We start from the raw sequence: 19,842 nt of genomic DNA, 5'->3' as shown, positions 1-19,842 counted from the left end.
ATTAGAAAGTTTATTCAACATCTTCTATTTTCTTATTCCTTATTTCTCTGTTTTATATTTCTCTGTTCCCTATTCTCCCGCAAGCAGATACAACACCGCCATCCTTACCGCTACCCCGTTTTCTACCTGGTTCAGTACAATAGAGAATGGTCCGTCGGCAACATCACTATCTAATTCAACGCCTCTGTTGATGGGTCCGGGGTGCATAATTACGATATCTTTACCCAGGCTTTCCAGTAAGCGTCTGTTGATGCCATAGGCCAGGTTATATTCTCTCAGCGAGGAGAACAAAGGCTGGTTCTGTCTTTCCAGTTGTATACGCAATACATTGGCCACATCGCACCACTGCAATGCTCTTTTGAGGTTATATTCTACCCGTACATCGAGGGCTTCTTCAATATATTTCGGAATCAGGGTTGGTGGTCCGGCAATGGTAATTTCTGCCCCCATTTTACGTAAGAGGTACATATTACTCAATGCTACCCTGCTGTGCATAATATCTCCGATGATGGCTACTTTCAATCCCTCCAGTCTGCCCAGTTTTTCCTTCATCGAAAAAGCATCCAGTAAAGCCTGTGTTGGGTGTTCATTGATACCATCCCCTGCATTTACAATAGCGGCAGGTATATGTTTAGCCAGAAAATGGGGTGCACCCGATGCACTGTGACGCATTACTACCATATCCACTTTCATACTTAGGATATTGTTTACAGTATCGAGCAGGGTTTCACCCTTGGCGGCAGAGGATGTGGTAGCTGCAAAATTGAGCACATCAGCAGAAAGTCTTCTCTCAGCCAGTTCAAAGGACATCCGTGTACGGGTGGAATTCTCGTAAAACAGGTTTACGATGGTTACATCACGCAGAGATGGTACTTTTTTTACCGGTCGCTGTAAAACCTCTTTAAATTGAGCAGCTGTTGTAAGAATTAACTGAATATCATCTCGTGTGAGATCTTTAATACCAAGGAGATGTTTGGTAGAGAGTTTCATTAAAGGTCAAAGTTAGGAAAAAAAGGTACAAGAAGCAAGAGACAAGAAACAAGGAATATGGGATAAAATAAAAGAAATAAAAAATAGCCAGCATCAGCTTCGTTTCAGCAGAATGGCAGATAAGATTTTGGTGATTTGAATACATTCGCTGATGAGGCGATTTCGGTCGGTAGCCAAGGGTCTATCAGTATGGATGAAAAGTAATTGTAACCAGAAAACTGATTCCTTAGCCTCCCGCCGGGCGATTTTAAGTTTCATGTTTTCATCTGCTTTTCCCAGCGAATCCGAAGCTTCTATATAATTAGCCCCAACAGATGAAGATGAGCGAAGCAATTGTTTTACATATTCATGATTGATCCATTCTTTACCTGCAATAGCACATAGATCGCGTACTTCTACAGCAAATTTATAAAAACGTTTATCCAGGTCTTCTGACATCTTTCGAAACTAAAGAGAATATCAATAAACTTTTCCATAAACTACATAGATAATTACCTGCGATACCCCGCAATTTTAGTAGAAAATAAAGACCATGGACAATGAATCTGTAGTTAAGAAAGGGGTAGGTCTTTCTACCGCGGCCTGAAACATATTTCCGGGCTTTTGTATCTTGTATCTTGGGTCTTGTGCCTTGAGCCCTAAATCAACACCACTTCATCCACCTCATCCCTTTCCTTCCAGCATACTTTTACTTTTTGGGAGATGATGGTATCAATGGTTTTACCGGTGAAATCGGGTTGTATGGGTAGTTCGCGGCTGAAGCGGCGGTCGATCAGTACACAAAGAGAGACTTTGGATGGACGGCCAAATGCCAGCAAAGCATCGAGCGCTGCACGGATGGTTCTGCCGGTATACAATACATCATCAATCAGGATCACATGTTTGTTCTCCAGACTAAACGGAATATCAGTACTATTGGCAATATGAAGGCTCTTGCGCACATCATCGCGGTAGAAAGTGATATCCAGCTTGCCGTATGCGATTTTGCCTCCTGTTACCAGCGTTTCCAATTCCGTAACGATACGGTCACTCAGGAAAATACCACGGGGCTGTAAGCCAATAACCACCGTATCCTGTAAGGAAGCATTGTTTTCCAGTATCTGATGTGCCAGTCTTTTTACCGTTAATGAAAGCTGCTGACCTGATAATATCGTCTTCAAACCAATTTTTTAATAAAAATAATTGCTTTCCCTGATACCACACATGAATAATTCCGAAACAGGTGTGTTAATTTGCCGCCTTATGTTCAGGCTTCAGCAGCTTTCTATGGTTCAATTCCGCAATTATGAGGGTCGGTCCTTCGGGTTTTCCGAACGTATCGTAGGTATCTGTGGCCCTAACGGAACAGGTAAGACCAACCTGCTGGATGCAATTTATTACCTCAGCTTCTCCAAAAGTTATTTCAACCGTACCGATAGCCAGAGTGTACATCATGGTAGTATGGGCATGCGATTAAATGGCCTTTACCAGATGAATAACGCAGAGAAAACAGTTACACTGATTGTACGTGAAACCGGAAAAAAAGAATTACAACTGGATGCTGAGCCTTATAAGAAGTTCTCCGACCATATCGGCAGTTTCCCGATCGTGATGATCGCGCCCGATGATGTGGAACTTATCAGTGGTCCGGGTGAAGAAAGACGAAAATTCCTGGATACCGTCTTATCACAGATTAACCCCCAGTATTTACAGCAGCTCATCGACTACAATAAAATATTACAGCAAAGAAACAGCCTCCTTAAACAGTCAGCCGAAAGTGGCATGCATGATGAAACACTTTTTGCTATCCTGAATGAACAATTGTGTAAAACTGGCACCATCCTATTTCATACCCGCCAGCAGTTTCTGCAAACCTTCCTGCCGCTTGCTTTCAGTATTTACGAAAGAATAGCCCGCAGTAATGACGGTATTTATTTATCTTACCACAGCCCTTTATTAAAAACCGACTTCCCTGCACTTTTACAGCAGAACCGTAGTAAAGATTTTGCCCTTCAAAGAACCAGTTCGGGTATTCACCGGGATGACATTGTACTACAAATGGGCGAACAGCTGTTTAAAAACGAAGCTTCTCAGGGACAAAGAAAAAGTCTTCTTTTTGCGCTCAAACTTGCGGAATGGCAGATATTAAAAGAACAGAAAGGATTCACCCCTATTCTGCTGCTGGATGATGTTTTTGAAAAACTGGATGATAGCAGAATGAACCAGTTACTGCATTGGGTTTGCGCTGAAAGCGACGGACAGGTTTTCATAACCGATACACATCCTGAGAGATTACAACAACAACTGGAATCGATCGGAACCGGGTTTCAGATGATTGAATTGTGAATGGTCAATGGTCAATGGTCAATGGTCAATGGTCAATGGTCAATGGTCAATGGTCAATAAACGAAACTTGGCCCTGACGATCTTTATTGCGCAAACACAATATTTTTTTTTATTCAATATTGACCATTCACTCACCATTTGCTACAGGTTTTTGAATTTATCTTTTTGACTTTTTACTTTTCAGTACCTTCGCATTATGTCTGAATCCCATATCGGCGATGCTATTAAGGGCTTTCTTCGCAAGAGCCAGCTTAAGAACGGTATACGTGCCGTTCAGATTGAAGAGATATGGGAACAACTGATGGGCAAAACCATCGCCCGCTATACAGATAAGATTCAGATCATTAACCAGAAATTATTCATCACCACCAGCGTAGGTCCCTTAAAAAACGAATTACTTTACCAAAAGAGCCAGATCATTGAAAGAGTGAATGAAGCATTTGGGGAGAAAGTGATTACTGAAGTGGTGATACAGTGAGTAGTGAGTAGTGAGTAGTGAGTAGACTCATCTCGGCCCTGACGATCTTTATTGTGCAGGCACAATATTTCTTTCATTCACCATTGACCATTCACTCACTACTGACTACTCACTACTCACCTTCTTCTGATCCTCGGGTCAACCACACTGTACAAGGCATCCGCCAGCATATTTACGACGATGAAAAATGTGGCAGTGATTAAAACGCTACCCATCACTACGGGGAAATCGAGTTTTTCGAGCGCATCAACAGTTACTTTGCCAATGCCTTTCCAGCCGAAAATATATTCTACAAAAAAAGCACCGGCCAGTAGTTCTGCAAACCAACCGGTTACTGCTGTAATTACAGGGTTTAATGCATTACGTAAAGCATGCTTTACAATAATGGTTCTTTTACGCAATCCTTTTGCCATGGCTGTCCGGATATAATCCTGGTTCAACACATCGAGCATGGCGCTTCTGGTTAATTGTGTAATAATAGCCAGCGGACGTATCCCCAGTGTAATGGCAGGTAATATCAGGTTTTTTAGCTGTAATGATCTGCCCTGAAAGGGATCAATATGATAGAGGCTCCCCGTCATTTCAAGACCTGTGTAATGACTCAGCACGAAACCAAATAAATATGCCAATACGATCCCCATAAAAAAGGAAGGAGCAGAAATACCGAGTATGCTCGCAAATATGGAACCTGTATCCATCCAGGTGTCTTTTTTTACAGCAGCAACCACACCGAGTGTAATACCCGCCATGGTTGCCAGCAACATAGCCGAAACCGCCAGTACAATGGTGCCGGGTAATGCTTCTGATAAAACAGCTGACACTTCTTTTTTAGTTTGGTAGGAACGCCTGAGATAAGGAACTTTTAGTGCAAATTTTGTATCCCCACCAATGAAAATACCTTTTAGCTCCTTACGTTCGATTTCTTCTTTTGAATGGATACCAATCGGTGATACATCATTCAGGTAATATAAAAACTGTTTCCACTTTGGCTGATCAAGTGCCAGTTCTTTTCTGATATTCTGAATGGTAGCACTATCACCGGTTTGCCCTAACACCAATCTTGCAGGATCACCAAAACCCTGGAACAGAAAGAATACAATTACCACCACACCTGCCAGTACAAGCAATCCATAGAGGATTTTTTTTGTGAGGTATTGAAGCATTCGACGTTTTTAAGGAATGAGCGCATCTGCTTTTGCAAGTGCGAGTTTATTTTTAACCCTCGCTCCTTCCATCAGGAAAAAAGTAGGATTCACACGGGCTGCTGTTTTAATCACAGTAGCATCACAACGGATAATAGTTGTTCCCGGAAACAGCGTTACGGCTTTTTCTGTATCTGCTGTTACAATGGCTACCGTAATATTAGCGGAGCTCCATTTAGCTTTCAGTTTTGTAAATTCATTAGCCCATTCAGCAACCTTACTCATATCTTTTGCGAAAACCAGTACATAGGGATGCGTGTTGGCAAAAACAGCCGCTGTAGTATCAACACCCGATAAGTTCTGCAGAGAGAAGTCTATAATTTTAGCCGTTAGCCCATTACCTTTTTTTACCAATTTGTCTTTTCTGTCAACATATTCATACGTTGAATCAAAATCGGCAGGAAAAGATGCCTGATCGAAAAAAATGTCTTTGCCATCTTTTTTATACTGAAAAACAATAGCGAAACTATCCGGAATGGCACCTTGAGGTGTTTTCATCTGTTCAGTTATATCATTTCCTTTTTTATAAGGCAGGCAGTCTACCAGTGGCAGGTATTTTAATACATACCATTGTAAACCAGCTGTAGCAAACAAACTAAGCAGCACATATATCACAGCGCCCGACTCACTCATCATAGATGGCACTTTGCGGTTGGTAAACAATAAAACCAGTATGAGTACCAGTAACAGAATATCTTTTCCAAAAGACATAGCTGGTGTTAAAGGCAGGCAATCGCCAAAACAGCCACAGGTTTTAATTTTACCAGAGAACAACGCATATCCGGTCAGGAATGTAAAAAAGATAATGAGCAGTAATAACATCCAGCTCACACTTCTCTTGCGCCAGCCCACAATTACAGCTACACCTGCTACCACTTCCAGTACATTCATACCCAGTGAAAAAACAAGTGTATAATCATTCAGGAAATGCCAGCCCCACACTTCAAAGAACTCCTGCATTTTATAACTGAGTCCTAATGGATCATTGGCTTTAATTAAACCTGAAAAAATAAAAAGCAGGCCTACAAACCACCGAATGAGTGAGATAATTATTTTCATGTCTGTTTTTTTATACATGCGCCTGACATTTTAATTGAACTTAACCTACTTCCGGCGCATCATTAATGCATCAATGTCTTCCCTCTTCTATTAAAATCAGTGCAAAAGCTGCATAGTTGATGATGTCAACATAATTCGCATCAATCCCCTCGCTGATCAGGGTTTTTCCGTCGTTTTCCAGTATCTGGCGGATCCGTAATAATTTCATTAGTATCAGGTCCGCAAAACTTTCCTGACTCATTTCACGCCAGGCTTCTCCATAATCATGGTTTTTATCGAGCATGGTATGCTTTGCAAACGCTATGTAATGATGATAGCGTTCATCTACTTTTTCAACCGGCACTTCTTCTACCTGTGGATTTCCCAACTCAAGTTGTATCAGGCCTATCACTGCGTAATTGATAATTCCTTTGAATTCGGAAGGGATATCATCCCCTACTTTCTGTGTTTTCAGATCCTGTATGGTACGAATGCGTAATGCTTTGATAAAAATCTGATCCACCACTGAAATGGTCCTGAGTACGCGCCAGGCCGTTCCATAGTCCTTTGTTTTTTTGATAAATATATCCCTACAGCTGGCAATAGCTGCATCATATTGCTGATTCGTATTACTCATTTTTCCGAAACCGTTATAGGCTTTGATAATATCTTTGGTCTGTGGATGCAATATAAATGAAACCCGCAATGTTTACACTGAACTGCAAAGGAAGATTACTCACAATTCATCAGCCCATTGTTATGGGTATTATCAATACTACCCCCGATTCTTTCCATGAAAGCAGCCGGGTAAACAGTATTGAGCATGCGTTGGCACAGGCTGAAAAGATGATTAGTGAAGGGGCTACCATACTCGATATAGGTGCTCAAAGCACCAGACCCGGCAGTGAAATGGTAGGCGAGGCCGAAGAGATCAAACGACTCCAGGCCATCATACCAGCCCTTGCCAAAAGCTTTCCGGATACTTTTCTGTCTGTTGATACCTTTTACAGTGCAGTAGCCCGTGCAGCAGCCGATATGGGTGTATCGATCATTAATGATATCAGTGGCGGACATTTTGATGCTTTGATGCTCGAAACAGTGGCCGACTTAAAAATGCCTTATGTATGTATGCATGTTCGGGGTAGTGCCGGGTCGATGCATGACATTCCTTTATATACCAATGTGGTAACCGATGTGATGGATTATTTTATCGAACGTATGGAAGAAGGCATGAAAGCCGGTATTACAGATATGATACTTGACCCCGGTTTTGGTTTCAGCAAAACAACCGAACAGAATTTTCAACTGATCGGTGCCACATCCAGCTTTGTTGCGTTGGGCAAGCCGGTACTGATAGGTGTTTCCAGAAAATCGAGTATTTATAAAACCCTGGGTATTACTGCAGCTGAAGCCTTAAACGGCACTACAGTATTGCACACCGCTGCCTTATTGGGCGGCGCCCATATTTTACGGGTACATGATGTAAAAGAAGCCATGGAAGCCATCAAGCTCACCCGTTACCTGATCGCATAAAAAAAGCGTACCGTTTTTCTCCGGTACGCTTCTGATCATCATCCTTACAGTAATGCTATTTTATTGACGTGGCATTTGTTGCGGCATCTGCTGTGGCATTTCAGGGTTTGCAGGTTTAGGTGCAGCTTTCACTACATCCACCACTTCGATATCAAAAGCCAGGTTAGCGAACGGAGGTATTACAGGTGCAGAACCCTGTGTTCCATACGCAAGTGCCGCAGGAATAATCAGACGGCCCTTACCACCTTTACCAAACATACGGAGACCTTCATCCCATCCGGGCATTACAGAACCTGTACCTACTTCTACATTAATAGGCTGGGCATTGGGATCCATATTGGTTTCAAATACTTTACCCTCATTGGTTTTACCGATGAAATAACCTTTGTAACGTACAACAGCCTGCCAGCCTGAATCAGCTTTCTGACCGGTACCCGCATTCTGTACTTCCACCTGCAAGCCTGAAGGGGTTGACTGTACATTCAGTTTCTTTTTCTTGACATATTCTTTTACTGCATTGATTTCTCTTTGTTTTTCCAATACGAGCTCTTTATCGTAGTCAGCTTTTACTTCGTCCTGGTTAGCAAAAACTTTCAGGATTTCAAAATGACCATTGATCAGATCACCTTTCTTGAACATATCATTGTAATCCATTACCTGCATGCTCTTCAGGGTATCGATAGACAATACAAAATCTACTTTATCACCTGCACCACATAAAGTGATGATTTCGGTAAAAGTATGTTTACCCAAACGGCCGGTATCCACTGCAAAATATACAGGGATATTGTCGAAAGAAGACTGTAATAAAGTGTCTTTTGATTTCAACTTATACTCAATATGCATTTTTACAAACTGACCATGTTTCAGTTTTTCTTTGCTATTCCCGCTGATTTTGTAGGTCATTCCGGAAGGAGCTTTTTCATATTGGTTACAGCTTGCAAGCAATACGATCGCCAGTAACAGCGAGGTGGTTGTTCTCATCATTGTTTTTATTGTAATTGATTGTGATATTGTTTGATTATTTCTTTAAAATCCTTCAATGTTGCTTCCAGACCTTTACTGCTCCGGCCACCTGCTGCATTTTTATGTCCACCGCCTTCAAAATGTTCCCTGGCAAAAGTATTTACATCAAAGTCGCCCTTACTTCTGAAACTCCATTTTCGTTCTTCATCCCTGTCAATTACGATGGCGCCCAGCTTAATACCCTGAATAGTGAGCAGGTAATTAACCAATCCTTCTGTATCGCCTGTTTTAATATCGAATTTATGGAGATCTGCCTTCGTAATATACATCAGACTGGTATTGTATTCATATAATACTTCCATTCTGTTAAGAAGGGCATGTCCGATAAAGCGAAGCCTGTTCTCTAAAAAGCTATCGTAGATAAAATCGTGTACCCTGGTATGGTTCAGTCCCAGTTCCTTTAAATGTGCGACCATGCGGTGTACAGATGCCGTGGTAGCCGGAAAACGGAATGAACCGGTATCGGTCATGAGGCCGGTATACAGGCATTCTGCCATGTCGATGTTGAGCAATGAGCCATGACCGGATGCCATAATAAAATCGTACACCATTTCACAGGTAGAACTTTTGGAAGTATCACTTATGCCATATGCAAACGCTTCTTCCTGGGGCTGCTGGTGATGATCGATCAGTATTTTTGTGCATGTTGCCTCAGTGAGTACCTGTTCCATATGTTTGGTACGGTGCAGCACATTGAAATCAAGGCAGAAAATAACATCAGCCTGATGAATCAGATCTGTGGCAGCATGGCGCTGTTGTTCAAAATCCATCACTTTATCCACCCCCGGCATCCAGTTCAGGAATGAGGCCCAGTTGGTAGGAGAAATGACCGTAACATCATGTCCCAGTGCCTTGAGAAAATGGTAAAGTCCGAGTGTGGAACCCATTGCATCGCCATCCGGCTTCTGATGCATGGTTATAACGGCTTTGAATGGCTGACTCAAGGAAGGGAAAAATAAATCGATCGACTGCATAGCGTGGCGGCAAAATTGGGGGTTCCGGACTGTTTTCGCAAATCAATTTAGCCCCATTTAACAAATTTCCTGCGAATATCTCCACAAAAAGCCCTGCTTTGACGTACTTTTGCGCCCGAAATAGATAAAGCAAGTATATATGAGCAACAGAACATTTACCATGATTAAGCCGGATGCAACAGCTAAAGGTTATACCGGAGCTATCCTGGACCAGATCATTAAAGCAGGTTTCAGTGTGAAAGCTATGAAATGGACCCGTCTTACCCCTGAACAGGCTGGTTTATTCTATGATATCCACCGTGAGCGCCCTTTCTTTGGCGAACTGGTTGAATTCATGAGCAGCGGACCAATCGTAGCCGCCATTTTGGAGAAAGAAAATGCAGTAGCTGATTTCCGTAAGCTGATCGGTGCTACCAATCCTGCCCAGGCAGAAGAAGGAACCATCCGTAAACAATTTGCCGCTTCTGTGGGTGAAAATGCGGTACATGGCAGTGACAGCGACGAAAATGCAATGATTGAAGGAGATTTTTTCTTTTCTAAATTAGAAAGATTCTAATTAATTGATTTTTTATAGAGAAAAGCCATTCATACTTTGGATGGCTTTTTCTTTTACTGCGGCTTCTTCTTGTATTAGCAATCACCGCAGACAACATGAGAACATTGAGGTTATGTAGGGCATCTAATGGAAAAGCCACCCGGGTAACGGATGGCTTTTTTGCTTAATAATTCAATGCCCGCCTTTGAATGATATCCTGTCTATTTCTTTTTTTGTGAGAACAACCACTTTAACAACCCTGGCTCTGCAAAAGCTGGATCCCAGCTATTATGGTTGGCAGTGGGAAATAATTTGAATTGAACATTCGCTTTTGCCTTTTTCAAGGCAGTAAACATTTGCTCAGAATAGATAGGCAGTACCACATCATCTTTACCCCCATGAAATATCCACCATTTGGTTTTGACAAGTTGGGGCGCTGTTGCGGGATGTGCACCACCACATATCGGAATAGCTGCCGCAAAAACATCCGGCATTCTTCTTACCAACTCAAAAGTTCCCATGCCTCCCATTGACAGGCCCATCACATATAGCTGGTCTGTTTTAACCGGATATCTTTCCTGAAGATTATATACCAGTCCCAATAACATTTTCATGGACTGTGAGGGTTCTCCCTCGGGAACAAAATAAAAACTGCGTTTCCCGGATTTGCTGCCACTGGTTACTGCCTGTACATTGCTCCAATAACTGTTGGATGCACATTGTGGGAAAACAACAATAGCAGGATAGTTTTTACGGATACTATCTTCTAAAAACATTTTGGCTCCATGCGTGAGTTGTTTTTCATTATCCGTTCCACTCTCTCCCCTTCCATGTAAAAACAAAACCAATGGATATTTCTTTACAGGATCATAATTTTCTGGCAGGAGCACCCTGAAAGGCAGGGTATCTCCGTTTTGTATCAGCCATTGTTTTTCGAACAGGTGAATATCCTGTGCATCCACAAACAAGCGACTCAACAATAAAAAAAGTATGGTTAAACTGATCTTTTGCATGGGTAACTGTTTATTTCAGGTATGGGCTTTCAAAACCTAATTTTTTGAGTCCGGTTTGTATTTCCGGACAACTCATAAAAAGTTTCCATAACAAACCACTACGATAGTTTTCCATCATCACAACGATGGGCCCCTGATCAATGGCAAGGTAACGTGGCAGATACCAGTTTTCTGTTTCACTGAATGCATCATAAAAGCCAAATGGACCCCATAGCTTATCTTTTTTATTGAGATACCAATTCTTCATGGCCGCCATCGATTCTTTGGGTGTATAGGGAAAAGAGGATAAAGCTGCTGTGGGTGAAATCACGCCAATATCCCTTTTCATACCCGGCGCATGTCCGGCATAACCTTTTACGGAATAGCTGGAAGTAAGTCCCCAGCTATCTGGTCCGTATCCTTTAAACTTTTTAGGGTTCTCAACACACCAGTTATAATGAATCAATGCATGATTTATATTCTCTTTTCCGTAATCAGCGTATTTGTCTTTTAATCCGCGCGGATCCAGACCCAAATAAGAATAATGTGCCCAGAATAAAGGACCCGATTCAGTAGCATCTCCCTGGTGATGCATTTGCAGTTGAATGTTTTTATAGCCCGATGGATTATTATTAATCGCTCCATTTTGTGCCCATCCCTCATGGTATACTTCTGCAGGTACGCCATGTGTAGGTGATGATGCCGCGAGTATATACATAATCTGACATTCATTGTATCCCCGAACCGGGAAATTCATTCTCCATTCATGGTTAGGGCTCCAGTGCCAGTAGAGTACATTTTTACCGTTACGATACCAGTCAAACTCAACTTCTTTCCAGAGTTTATCAATTCTTTCGGCCAATGCTTTTTCTTCCGGGTTTCCATCTTTGAAATACTGACGTACACAAAGAAGTCCCTGTATCATAAAAGAACTTTCCACCAGATCCCCGCCATCATCATATCGGCTGAATGGCTGTACTTTTCCGGTTTCTCCATTCCACCAATGGGGCCATGCACCGTGAAAGCGGTCTGCCAGTTCCAGAAAACTTACTATTTTTTGTAATCTTTGATAACCTTCGCTTCTGGAGATAAAGTTTCTTTCTATCCCTACCAGAATAGCCATTACACCAAAACCACCACCACCACTGGTTACAATATGCTTATCATTCTGTGGATATATATTATCATTATGAAAACGTTCCCGTGCCAGCCCACTGGTTGGTTCAGCACCATCCCAGAAATACTGAAACGTTGCGCGTTCTACTTCTGTAAATATCTTTTCATCTTCTGCAGAAGCAAATGTTACCGTTTCATTTACTGATGACAGCTTTTGCTGTGCAGTGGGCTTACAGGCAACCAACAATAGAAAGAAGCAGGGAACAAGTAGACGGATATGTGTAGCTAGTAGTGTGCGATGATCAAAATGCATATACTGGATTTTGGATGTAATAAAATATGGGCAGACCTAAGGCAAGTTGCCATGATCTGCCCAATATTTTTTACTGCTTATTTATTAGCCTTCCCTAAATTGAACAGAGACTTAATCTGTGCATCTGGTAATGCACGGTTATAAATCCTGACTTCATCAATTTGTCCGGTCATAGGTGCAAAACTCACATCCGTACTTACTGATTTTCCGGGTATACCATTGTAATTAGATCCAATGATGATTTCACTGGGCTCATAGGAATTGAACAGGTTATTTCCTACACCTCTGTTGGGGAAACCACCTATCTTAATACCATCTGCCCAGATATCAAATACGCCTGTATTGGTTTCGTATGTCAATACAATATGTGTCCACTTATCCATACCGATTACAGGTGACAGATTATTGTTCAGGTTATCCTGTGTTCCACCACCAACTGTCATAAATGTGGGTTGAATACGTAACGTATTGGTAGTGGTTGCCGGAAACGACTGGGTATTTAAAGCAAAATTGATATTCCCATTAAACATACCCGGACGTGCCAATTGAAACAACATGGTTCTTTTAGAGCCGTTATTGAGAATCTTTACCCATGTACTGATGGTAAAGCTTTTTAATGCGGCCGTTTTAAATGCCTGAAACTGGGTAGCGTAGTAGAGATAACCGGCATTCAGGTTAAGGGCCTTGCCTCTTACACCTGCAGCTACATAAGTATCATTGGCGGAACTTGTGGGTGCTGTGCTGCTCTTCAGTTCATTTTTGGTATCATCAAAACTCCAATATGCGATGAGGTTATCAGGATACACTTCATCAGAGCTTTTATAACCATCGATAGTACCTTCATAAGTTGCCGTACTTACTGACGGCAGGTTATTGGGATTACCATCTTTTTTACAGGAAACAACTGCAATAGCAATAACTGCTATGATGAGTGTCCTGTTGATTTTATATGATGTTGACAATAACATGTTTCATTTTTTTAAAGATTCACTAATCAATAACCAGGATTCTGTGTAAGTACACCGGCACTTAAATCGATCTGTGTCTGTGGAATAGGTAATAACACATCTCTTGCATTGCTGAATGCCGTTTTGCCATGTGCATTTAATACCGTTTGTGCAACACCCCAGCGTACCAGATCAAAGAAGCGGTCATGTTCCATCGCCAGTTCTACACGACGTTCTTTACGTATGGCGTCACGCAGGGTGGCCTGATCAGTTGCTGTTACATCGGGCAGAATGGTATTGTTACCTGCACGGGCCCTTGCTCTAACAGCGTTCAGGGCATTTCTTGCTGCAGTAATATTAGCGGTTCCTCCTACTTCATTGGCGGCTTCTGCATACATCAGTACAACATCGGCATAACGCAGGATACGAACGTTCATCCAATATCCGAACCGGTTACCAAGAGAAGCCCTTGTAGCTGGATTGGTGTACACTTTATTGTTGTAACGGGGGTTAGGTAATCCGGTAGGCAGGTTTTCGCCATAGATGGTCTGAAAGGTTGTAGTATTGGTACTGGTGTACATAATGGTCCGGTTTTTACGCGGATCATTGGCTTCATACGCAGCTTCCAGATCGGTAGTTGGCGTATTCCATCCCCAGCCAAGATCCCAGATACCCGCGCCTCTTACACCCTGAATCTGTGCATACTGAACACCGTTGTTACTGGGTATTGCTGCAGAAGCTGTAGCCTGCACTTCAAAAACAGACTCTTTACTATTCTCTCCTTCCTCACGGAATATCCGGTCGTAAGAAGTAGACAAATCATATTGACCGGAAGTCATCACTGCATTGGCTGCACCCATGGCTTCATTCCATTTTTGTTGTGTTAGGTATACTTTGGCCAATAATCCATTGGCAGCTCCCCGTGTTGCGCGACCTACAAATTTTGCGTCCCATGATGCCGGCAGGTTGGAAGCTGCAAATACAAGGTCTCCCTCAATAAAAGTATAAACCTGTGCAGCCGTACTTTGCGGAACATTGTTTTGCTGGGCAGGATTATCGAAAAGCTTGTCGATAATAGGAACCCTGCCAAAAAAACGAACCAGGTTGAAATAAGCATAGGCCCTTAAAAATCTCGCCTCAGCAATGGTTTGCTGTTTGATCTGATCGGTAGCTACAATAGTAGTATTGGTATTTACTTCATTGATGGTGACATTACACCTGTTGATGAGTGTATAATAACCAAGCCAGAGTGTATTGCAAAAGCCATTACTGGGCAGTACCGGAAAGTTATCCATGGTTGTGGCGTTGGCACCACCATCTGCCGGTGTACTTCCCTTATCAGCATCGTCACTGCGAATACTGGCAGCGGTAATAAAGGCCTGACTGTGTACGTTGAAACTTCTCAGTTCATTGTAAGCACCAAAGATAAACTGGTCGTATGGACCTGATCCACCGGGATATGGATAGTTGTCTGCATCATATGCACCCTGACGTTCAGTGTCGAGGAATTTTTTACATCCGGTAGACAATAATAACATACCCATGGCTGCTGGCACCAGGTAGGTTAACCGGAATATTTGTTTAATAGATTTCATATAAATGAGTTATTAAAGTCTTTTAAAAAGTAAGATTGATACCAAATGAGTAAATCGCAGGAACAGGATAGGCTCCGTTATCGGCACCTCCGCCCAGAATGCTTCCGATCAATGGCTCTGGCGAGTATCCGGTTACCTTGCTCCATGTTTTGATATTCTGTCCGTTCAGGTATATTCTTGCACGCTGAATTCCAATTTTCGACAATACAGTCTTTTTGAAAGTATAACCAATCTGTAATGTTCTAATACGGAAATAGTCACCAGGCTCAAGGAAATAAGTACTCATTAAAAAGTTATTTCCTCTGGTATTATCCAATATTGGTTCAACATTATTGGTACCGGGAGCTGTCCAGGCATTCAGACGGTTTGTTTCATAATTCAACACAGCAAAGGTTGATGTTCTGCGTTGCGTATAAATCTTATGACCAGCCATCCCCTGTCCTTCTATCTCGATATCAAATCCTTTATAGCTGATACCGATATTTCCACCAAAACTATAGGGAGGGAATGGTGTGCCTATATAGCCTCTGTCTGCAGGTGTAATTTGTCCATCACCATTAATATCCGCATATGCAATATCACCTGGCAATGAATTGGTAAAGGCTGGTGTTTTTTGCAGATCTGCAGTAGACTGATAAATACCGGTCTGTGTATAACCGTAGAAATAACCAATAGATCTTCCGGTAGTAGTGAGGTTTGCACCACCATTACCAATGATTGAGAAATTGAAATTATTTCCGATAGAGTTTACAACATTGTGGTTATAACTGAAATTGGCGCCTACCCGATAAGAAAGATCCTTACCGATATTATTGGTCCAGCCCAGGTTTACCTCAATACCTTTATTGGTAATACTTCCGAGATTGGTGAAATAACTGCGTGTTTCATTTGGCAGTGTTACACCAGTGAGTATATCAGTTGTCGTTCTGTTGTAATAGGTAATTTCAGCATTGAATTTATTATCAAATGCCCTTACATCGATACCAACATCAATACCTTTTACTGTTTCCCAATGCAGATTGGGGTCTGGAATATAGGCTGCCTGTACAGAGCTGTATATATTATCTCCAAAGATGGCAGTAGATGCATTCTGCACACCGGGTCTCCACAGATTATCTGCAAACCCATTGGCATTACCGGTTAAGCCCCAAGCGGCACGTAGTTTCAGGAAGTTTATTTTTTTTACTTTTGAGAAGAAAGCTTCATCACTGATCACCCAACCAGCACCTACACTACCGAAGGTACCCCAACGATTCTGTGGTGCAAATTTTGAACTACCATCTCGTCTTACTGTGGCATTCAACAGGTATTTGCCTTTGTATGAATACCCCACGCGTGCAAATCCGCCGGCGATGGCATTTTCTGTACCACCTCCTGAGTTCGAAATCGGATTGTTAATATTGATGATACCCAGGTACCAGAAAGCTGGGTCATTGGGTACATTCAAAAGCGTATCTCTTCTTGTTCCACCCACTGAGGAACTCTTATTGTAAATGGTAGTAAAACCAGCTACAGCATTAATGTTATGACCATTTCCCAGGTTCTTATCGTAGCTGAGTGTATGATCCTGCTGGAAACGGCTTGACTCTGACTGAGATTGACTTACTGATGTTCTGGCAGCATTATCAAATGTGGTAGTAGTTGGCGATCCGTTTTCACCCAGATTTATGAATGAGTATGGTAAAGCTGTATATGATCTTGTATTATCAAATACGAGATCCGTATATACCGTAGAGCGCCAGGTAAAGTTTTGCAGGAATTTAATTTCAGCAAACAAATTACCGATTACACGATATTGTTTGTCGATGGTATTTCCATTGTTTCTGTTCAGGGTAGCAATCGGATTACCTACCTGCGCACGTTGGAATGAAGGCATGCTATAATAGGTTTTATCATCCTGCTGTATAGGCACAATAGGTGCGGCCCACAATGCATTCGTAATAGATGCTGCGGCAGGATTGTTAACGGAATGATATCCGGTAATACCACCACCAACTTTAATTTTATCATTGAAACGCAATTCTTCATTCAGTCGAACCAGATAACGTTTAAAGCGGTTATCTCTCAGTACTCCCTGCTGGTCGGTATAACCTATGTTCAGGTAAGTCGTTGATTTTTCACCGGTGTTGGATATACTCAGATTGGTTGCACTGATCACTGCGTCACGTAATACCAGATCCTGCCAGTTGGTGTTGGCGGTATAATTGGTATAATCGAAAGGTGCAGCACCCAGATTGGCCAGCTGCGCATTGTATAATTTTTTGAACCCATCTGCATCCGTAATTTTAATCTTATCCTGTACAGTCTGAACACCTACAGAGCTTTGCAGTTCAATCCTCGTTTGTCCTCTGGAGGCTTTTTTGGAAGTGATAGCGATTACTCCATTTGCACCCCGCAAACCATAGATAGCGATTGACGAAGGATCGCGAAGGATGTCGATGGTTTCAATATCAGAAGGATTCAGGAAATCTATATTGTCATGTAAAATACCATCTACTACATATACCGGGCTGGCTGTATTGGTGCTGTTCACACCTCTGATTCTTACAACCGGGCTTGCACCTGCAACACCTGAATTCGCAATGGTTAAACCTGCCACACGCCCCTGCAGTGATGCAATAGGGTTGGTTGCAGGACGGTTAGCCACTTCCTCTCCCTTAATGGAAGATACAGAACCCGTAAGGTCTCTTTTCTTTTGTGTGCCGTAACCTACTACCACGATTTCATCAATGGCTTTTTCAACAGCTTTTAATGAAATACTGATGGTTGTATTTTTTCCGATTTTTTGTTCGATGCTAGTAAATCCTACATAAGAGAATACCAGTACATCACCCTCATTTACCGAAATTGAAAAATTACCGGAAGCATCAGTCAGGGTTCCACGTGTGGTTCCTTTTACAGCCACCGATACATCGGCCAACGGTACACCGTTGTTGTCTGTTACTTTTCCTTTTATATCAGGAGGAGCTACTGCTTCAGGTTCAATAGTTGCAGTAACCGTTGGCTCTGCATACTTGCGTTTTACTACTATGGTTTTGTCGCTGATGGTATAAGACAACAACTGATCCCTGAAACAGAGAGCGAGCACATTTTCCAGTTTCTCATTTCGTACCGACAAACTAATTGGCTTAGCGCTTCTTAATGCATCATCCGCATATAAAAACTGGAAACCGGTCTGCTTCCTGATATCTTCAAAAATGCGCTGGATGGAAATGTTTTCTCCTTTAATGGTTACTTTTTGTGAAAAGCCCGCTGCACTTACCTGAAGACAGGCGATGATCATAAAAACTGTGGTTAGTTTCATAATCTTTAGCGTTTGATTTGCCCTACGATGCAGGAAGCCCGTAGATTGGCAAACAGAAGTTAAATACATAGATTTGTAAAGATTGAGTAGTTAATAAACAGTTAGACTAGCTGATAAATGACTTCACTCACATTCGCCGGATGCTGCTGCAACAGTGTCCGGTTTTTTTGTGAATCATGATCAGCTGTTTAACCATCGCTACCCATCGGGAACATTAACAGGTTTTGCATATATGGCGATTTATAGTTAGCGTGCTACGATTACTTTTTTTCCTGCTACCCGGAATTTCACTTCCTCAGTCAGCTCCAGCATTTCCAACACTTTGGATACGTTGTTGTTACGGGTGATCTGCCCTGTAAACTGCATACCCACATTGTCTTTGTACTCAATATCTATATCATACCAGCGAGCAATCTGTCGCATGATGCTACGCAGATCGGTGCTTTTAAATACAAACAATCCGTTTTTCCAGGCCATGATTTCTTCTGTATCAATATTATTTACAACACTGATACGTCCGCTTCTGGTCATTCTTGCCTGCTGACCCGGTTTGAGAATTTTCATTTGTTGCTGATCGGGCTGATCAATGACTGCTATTTTTACAGACCCTTCCAGTAAACTGGTTCTTACCTGCACCTCATCATCGTAAGCATTTACATTGAAATGGGTTCCCAATACTTCAATGGCAGATTTGCCAGCCGTAACTTTAAAAGGTTGGGTTTCGTTATGCGCCACTTCAAAATACACTTCACCGGTAATCTGCACCTGCCTGTCTGCACCCCTGAAAGCAGTTGGGAAACGTATGGAAGATGCGGCATTGAGCCATACTTTGGTTCCATCTGATAAAGTGACCTGGTATTCACCACCACGTGGCGTTGAAATGGTATTGTAGAATATTTTTTCTTCTGCTGCGGGTATATTGCCATCCTGATTCTGGTAGGCTATTAGTCCGTTATCAAGCTTTTTCACATCCACATCACCCTGCTCTCCCAGAATACCATTGTGTGCACTATCCAGTACAATGACTGACCCATCATCAAGGGTAAGTATGGCTTTATTACCACCAGGTGCTACATCTCCCGCAGGAACCGGTGCCGATAATACCAAAGGCTGTTGTGCTGCCGTATTATCTAGCTGAATAAAATAGTAAATAACCCCTGATAATAGTATGAAAATCAATGCAGCAGCGGCAGGCGTGCGCCATTTGCGGGCGGGCACACCAGTCGGCTCTAAACGCTCCTCGTCCGCTGCCAGGCTTTCCTGCAGACGAACAGCCATACGCTCCGCCAGCTCATCTTCTGAACCCTGTGGAACATCGGAAACCACGGTTTGCTGGTCGTCGAAAGAATGGTACCAGTTGTCCAGTTCCTTTTTTTCGGTCGCCGACAGCAGACCCTGCTCGTATTTACTGATCAGATTTTGTATATGATCGGGGATGTTCATATACTATAGTGTGCATTCGGAGCAAAAGCAC

General features: G+C 42.3%; 18 protein-coding genes. 4 read left to right on the top strand and 14 right to left on the bottom strand.

Annotated features, from left to right (window positions below; translation table 11 throughout):
• Positions 1-69: 69 nt before the first annotated feature.
• The 3 genes from BC659_RS15820 to pyrR form a co-directional block, all read right to left on the bottom strand.
• The gene (locus tag BC659_RS15820) at positions 70-990 is read right to left on the bottom strand and encodes an aspartate carbamoyltransferase catalytic subunit (RefSeq protein WP_133475793.1); all 921 of its coding nucleotides are present in this window, start codon (positions 988-990) and stop codon (positions 70-72) included.
• Between the two features lie 93 nt (positions 991-1,083).
• Entirely contained in the window at positions 1,084-1,428 is a 345-nt protein-coding gene (locus BC659_RS15815; RefSeq protein ID WP_133475792.1) for a four helix bundle protein, read from the bottom strand.
• A 200-nt stretch (positions 1,429-1,628) separates the two neighbouring features.
• On the bottom strand, positions 1,629-2,150 hold the full coding sequence (gene pyrR / locus BC659_RS15810; RefSeq protein ID WP_133475791.1) for a bifunctional pyr operon transcriptional regulator/uracil phosphoribosyltransferase PyrR: 522 nt from the start codon (positions 2,148-2,150) through the stop codon (positions 1,629-1,631).
• A gap of 43 nt (positions 2,151-2,193) precedes the next feature.
• Here pyrR and recF point away from each other — a divergent pair, with 43 nt between their 5' ends.
• A complete protein-coding gene (gene recF, locus BC659_RS15805; RefSeq protein ID WP_342775757.1) occupies positions 2,194-3,315 on the top strand; it encodes a DNA replication/repair protein RecF in 1,122 nt (373 codons plus the stop codon).
• A 196-nt stretch (positions 3,316-3,511) separates the two neighbouring features.
• A complete protein-coding gene (locus BC659_RS15800) occupies positions 3,512-3,793 on the top strand; it encodes a DciA family protein (protein WP_133475789.1) in 282 nt (93 codons plus the stop codon).
• 116 nt (positions 3,794-3,909) lie between these two features.
• Here the strand turns inward: BC659_RS15800 and BC659_RS15795 are convergent, their stop codons facing one another.
• The 3 genes from BC659_RS15795 to BC659_RS15785 form a co-directional block, all read right to left on the bottom strand.
• Positions 3,910-4,956 (bottom strand): ABC transporter permease, encoded by a 1,047-nt coding sequence (locus BC659_RS15795; RefSeq protein ID WP_133475788.1) that lies wholly within the window; start codon positions 4,954-4,956, stop codon positions 3,910-3,912.
• 9 nt (positions 4,957-4,965) lie between these two features.
• Positions 4,966-6,054 (bottom strand): BT_3928 family protein, encoded by a 1,089-nt coding sequence (locus BC659_RS15790; RefSeq protein WP_133475787.1) that lies wholly within the window; start codon positions 6,052-6,054, stop codon positions 4,966-4,968.
• Positions 6,055-6,124: 70 nt separating this feature from the next.
• Positions 6,125-6,739 (bottom strand): DUF1599 domain-containing protein, encoded by a 615-nt coding sequence (locus tag BC659_RS15785; RefSeq protein ID WP_246027165.1) that lies wholly within the window; start codon positions 6,737-6,739, stop codon positions 6,125-6,127.
• On the opposite strand from BC659_RS15785, the gene folP reads away from it, so the two are divergent.
• Positions 6,739-7,566: a dihydropteroate synthase gene (gene folP / locus BC659_RS15780; RefSeq protein ID WP_133475786.1), complete on the top strand. Its 828-nt coding sequence runs from the start codon at positions 6,739-6,741 to the stop codon at positions 7,564-7,566. The two genes, BC659_RS15785 and folP, sit on opposite strands and share 1 nt — an antisense overlap.
• 60 nt (positions 7,567-7,626) lie before the next feature.
• On the opposite strand, the gene BC659_RS15775 is transcribed toward folP, so the two are convergent.
• Together BC659_RS15775 and BC659_RS15770 are read right to left on the bottom strand one after the other, a co-directional pair.
• Positions 7,627-8,550, bottom strand: a complete 924-nt coding sequence (locus tag BC659_RS15775; protein ID WP_211340803.1) for an FKBP-type peptidyl-prolyl cis-trans isomerase — start codon at positions 8,548-8,550, stop codon at positions 7,627-7,629.
• Positions 8,551-8,558: 8 nt separating this feature from the next.
• A complete protein-coding gene (locus BC659_RS15770; protein ID WP_133475784.1) occupies positions 8,559-9,566 on the bottom strand; it encodes a DHH family phosphoesterase in 1,008 nt (335 codons plus the stop codon).
• 139 nt (positions 9,567-9,705) lie between these two features.
• Here BC659_RS15770 and BC659_RS15765 point away from each other — a divergent pair, with 139 nt between their 5' ends.
• Positions 9,706-10,122, top strand: coding sequence for a nucleoside-diphosphate kinase (locus BC659_RS15765; protein ID WP_133475783.1), 417 nt, complete (start codon positions 9,706-9,708; stop codon positions 10,120-10,122).
• Between the two features lie 200 nt (positions 10,123-10,322).
• Here BC659_RS15765 and BC659_RS15760 read toward each other — a convergent pair whose 3' ends face one another.
• The 6 genes from BC659_RS15760 to BC659_RS15735 form a co-directional block, all read right to left on the bottom strand.
• On the bottom strand, positions 10,323-11,114 hold the full coding sequence (locus BC659_RS15760; protein ID WP_133475782.1) for a carboxylesterase family protein: 792 nt from the start codon (positions 11,112-11,114) through the stop codon (positions 10,323-10,325).
• Positions 11,115-11,124: 10 nt separating this feature from the next.
• Positions 11,125-12,522, bottom strand: coding sequence for a glucoamylase family protein (locus BC659_RS15755; protein WP_133475781.1), 1,398 nt, complete (start codon positions 12,520-12,522; stop codon positions 11,125-11,127).
• Between the two features lie 77 nt (positions 12,523-12,599).
• The gene (locus BC659_RS15750) at positions 12,600-13,490 is read right to left on the bottom strand and encodes a LamG domain-containing protein (protein ID WP_133475780.1); all 891 of its coding nucleotides are present in this window, start codon (positions 13,488-13,490) and stop codon (positions 12,600-12,602) included.
• A 26-nt stretch (positions 13,491-13,516) separates the two neighbouring features.
• Entirely contained in the window at positions 13,517-15,064 is a 1,548-nt protein-coding gene (locus BC659_RS15745) for a RagB/SusD family nutrient uptake outer membrane protein (protein ID WP_133475779.1), read from the bottom strand.
• A 22-nt stretch (positions 15,065-15,086) separates the two neighbouring features.
• Positions 15,087-18,368 carry a TonB-dependent receptor gene (locus BC659_RS15740; protein WP_133475778.1) on the bottom strand — a complete coding sequence of 1,094 codons (3,282 nt, stop codon included), beginning with the start codon at positions 18,366-18,368 and terminating at the stop codon, positions 15,087-15,089.
• A 246-nt stretch (positions 18,369-18,614) separates the two neighbouring features.
• Positions 18,615-19,811, bottom strand: coding sequence for a FecR family protein (locus BC659_RS15735; RefSeq protein ID WP_133475777.1), 1,197 nt, complete (start codon positions 19,809-19,811; stop codon positions 18,615-18,617).
• Between the last annotated feature and the right edge of the window lie 31 nt (positions 19,812-19,842).

The sequence above is a fragment of the Sediminibacterium goheungense genome (assembly GCF_004361915.1).
Classification (GTDB): domain Bacteria; phylum Bacteroidota; class Bacteroidia; order Chitinophagales; family Chitinophagaceae; genus Sediminibacterium; species Sediminibacterium goheungense.
This window is presented reverse-complemented; position numbering and strand designations above follow the sequence as displayed.

What these genes read in the sequence shown, in the direction of transcription:
- BC659_RS15820 (WP_133475793.1), bottom strand. Translation starts at nt 990, where the DNA reads ATGAAACTCTCTACCAAACATCTCCTTGGTATTAAAGATCTCACACGA.
- BC659_RS15815 (WP_133475792.1), bottom strand. Translation starts at nt 1,428, where the DNA reads ATGTCAGAAGACCTGGATAAACGTTTTTATAAATTTGCTGTAGAAGTA.
- recF (WP_342775757.1), top strand. Translation starts at nt 2,194, where the DNA reads ATGAATAATTCCGAAACAGGTGTGTTAATTTGCCGCCTTATGTTCAGG.
- BC659_RS15800 (WP_133475789.1), top strand. Translation starts at nt 3,512, where the DNA reads ATGTCTGAATCCCATATCGGCGATGCTATTAAGGGCTTTCTTCGCAAG.
- BC659_RS15795 (WP_133475788.1), bottom strand. Translation starts at nt 4,956, where the DNA reads ATGCTTCAATACCTCACAAAAAAAATCCTCTATGGATTGCTTGTACTG.
- BC659_RS15790 (WP_133475787.1), bottom strand. Translation starts at nt 6,054, where the DNA reads ATGAAAATAATTATCTCACTCATTCGGTGGTTTGTAGGCCTGCTTTTT.
- folP (WP_133475786.1), top strand. Translation starts at nt 6,739, where the DNA reads ATGTTTACACTGAACTGCAAAGGAAGATTACTCACAATTCATCAGCCC.
- BC659_RS15775 (WP_211340803.1), bottom strand. Translation starts at nt 8,550, where the DNA reads ATGAGAACAACCACCTCGCTGTTACTGGCGATCGTATTGCTTGCAAGC.
- BC659_RS15770 (WP_133475784.1), bottom strand. Translation starts at nt 9,566, where the DNA reads ATGCAGTCGATCGATTTATTTTTCCCTTCCTTGAGTCAGCCATTCAAA.
- BC659_RS15765 (WP_133475783.1), top strand. Translation starts at nt 9,706, where the DNA reads ATGAGCAACAGAACATTTACCATGATTAAGCCGGATGCAACAGCTAAA.
- BC659_RS15760 (WP_133475782.1), bottom strand. Translation starts at nt 11,114, where the DNA reads ATGCAAAAGATCAGTTTAACCATACTTTTTTTATTGTTGAGTCGCTTG.
- BC659_RS15755 (WP_133475781.1), bottom strand. Translation starts at nt 12,522, where the DNA reads ATGCATTTTGATCATCGCACACTACTAGCTACACATATCCGTCTACTT.
- BC659_RS15750 (WP_133475780.1), bottom strand. Translation starts at nt 13,490, where the DNA reads ATGTTATTGTCAACATCATATAAAATCAACAGGACACTCATCATAGCA.
- BC659_RS15745 (WP_133475779.1), bottom strand. Translation starts at nt 15,064, where the DNA reads ATGAAATCTATTAAACAAATATTCCGGTTAACCTACCTGGTGCCAGCA.
- BC659_RS15740 (WP_133475778.1), bottom strand. Translation starts at nt 18,368, where the DNA reads ATGAAACTAACCACAGTTTTTATGATCATCGCCTGTCTTCAGGTAAGT.
- BC659_RS15735 (WP_133475777.1), bottom strand. Translation starts at nt 19,811, where the DNA reads ATGAACATCCCCGATCATATACAAAATCTGATCAGTAAATACGAGCAG.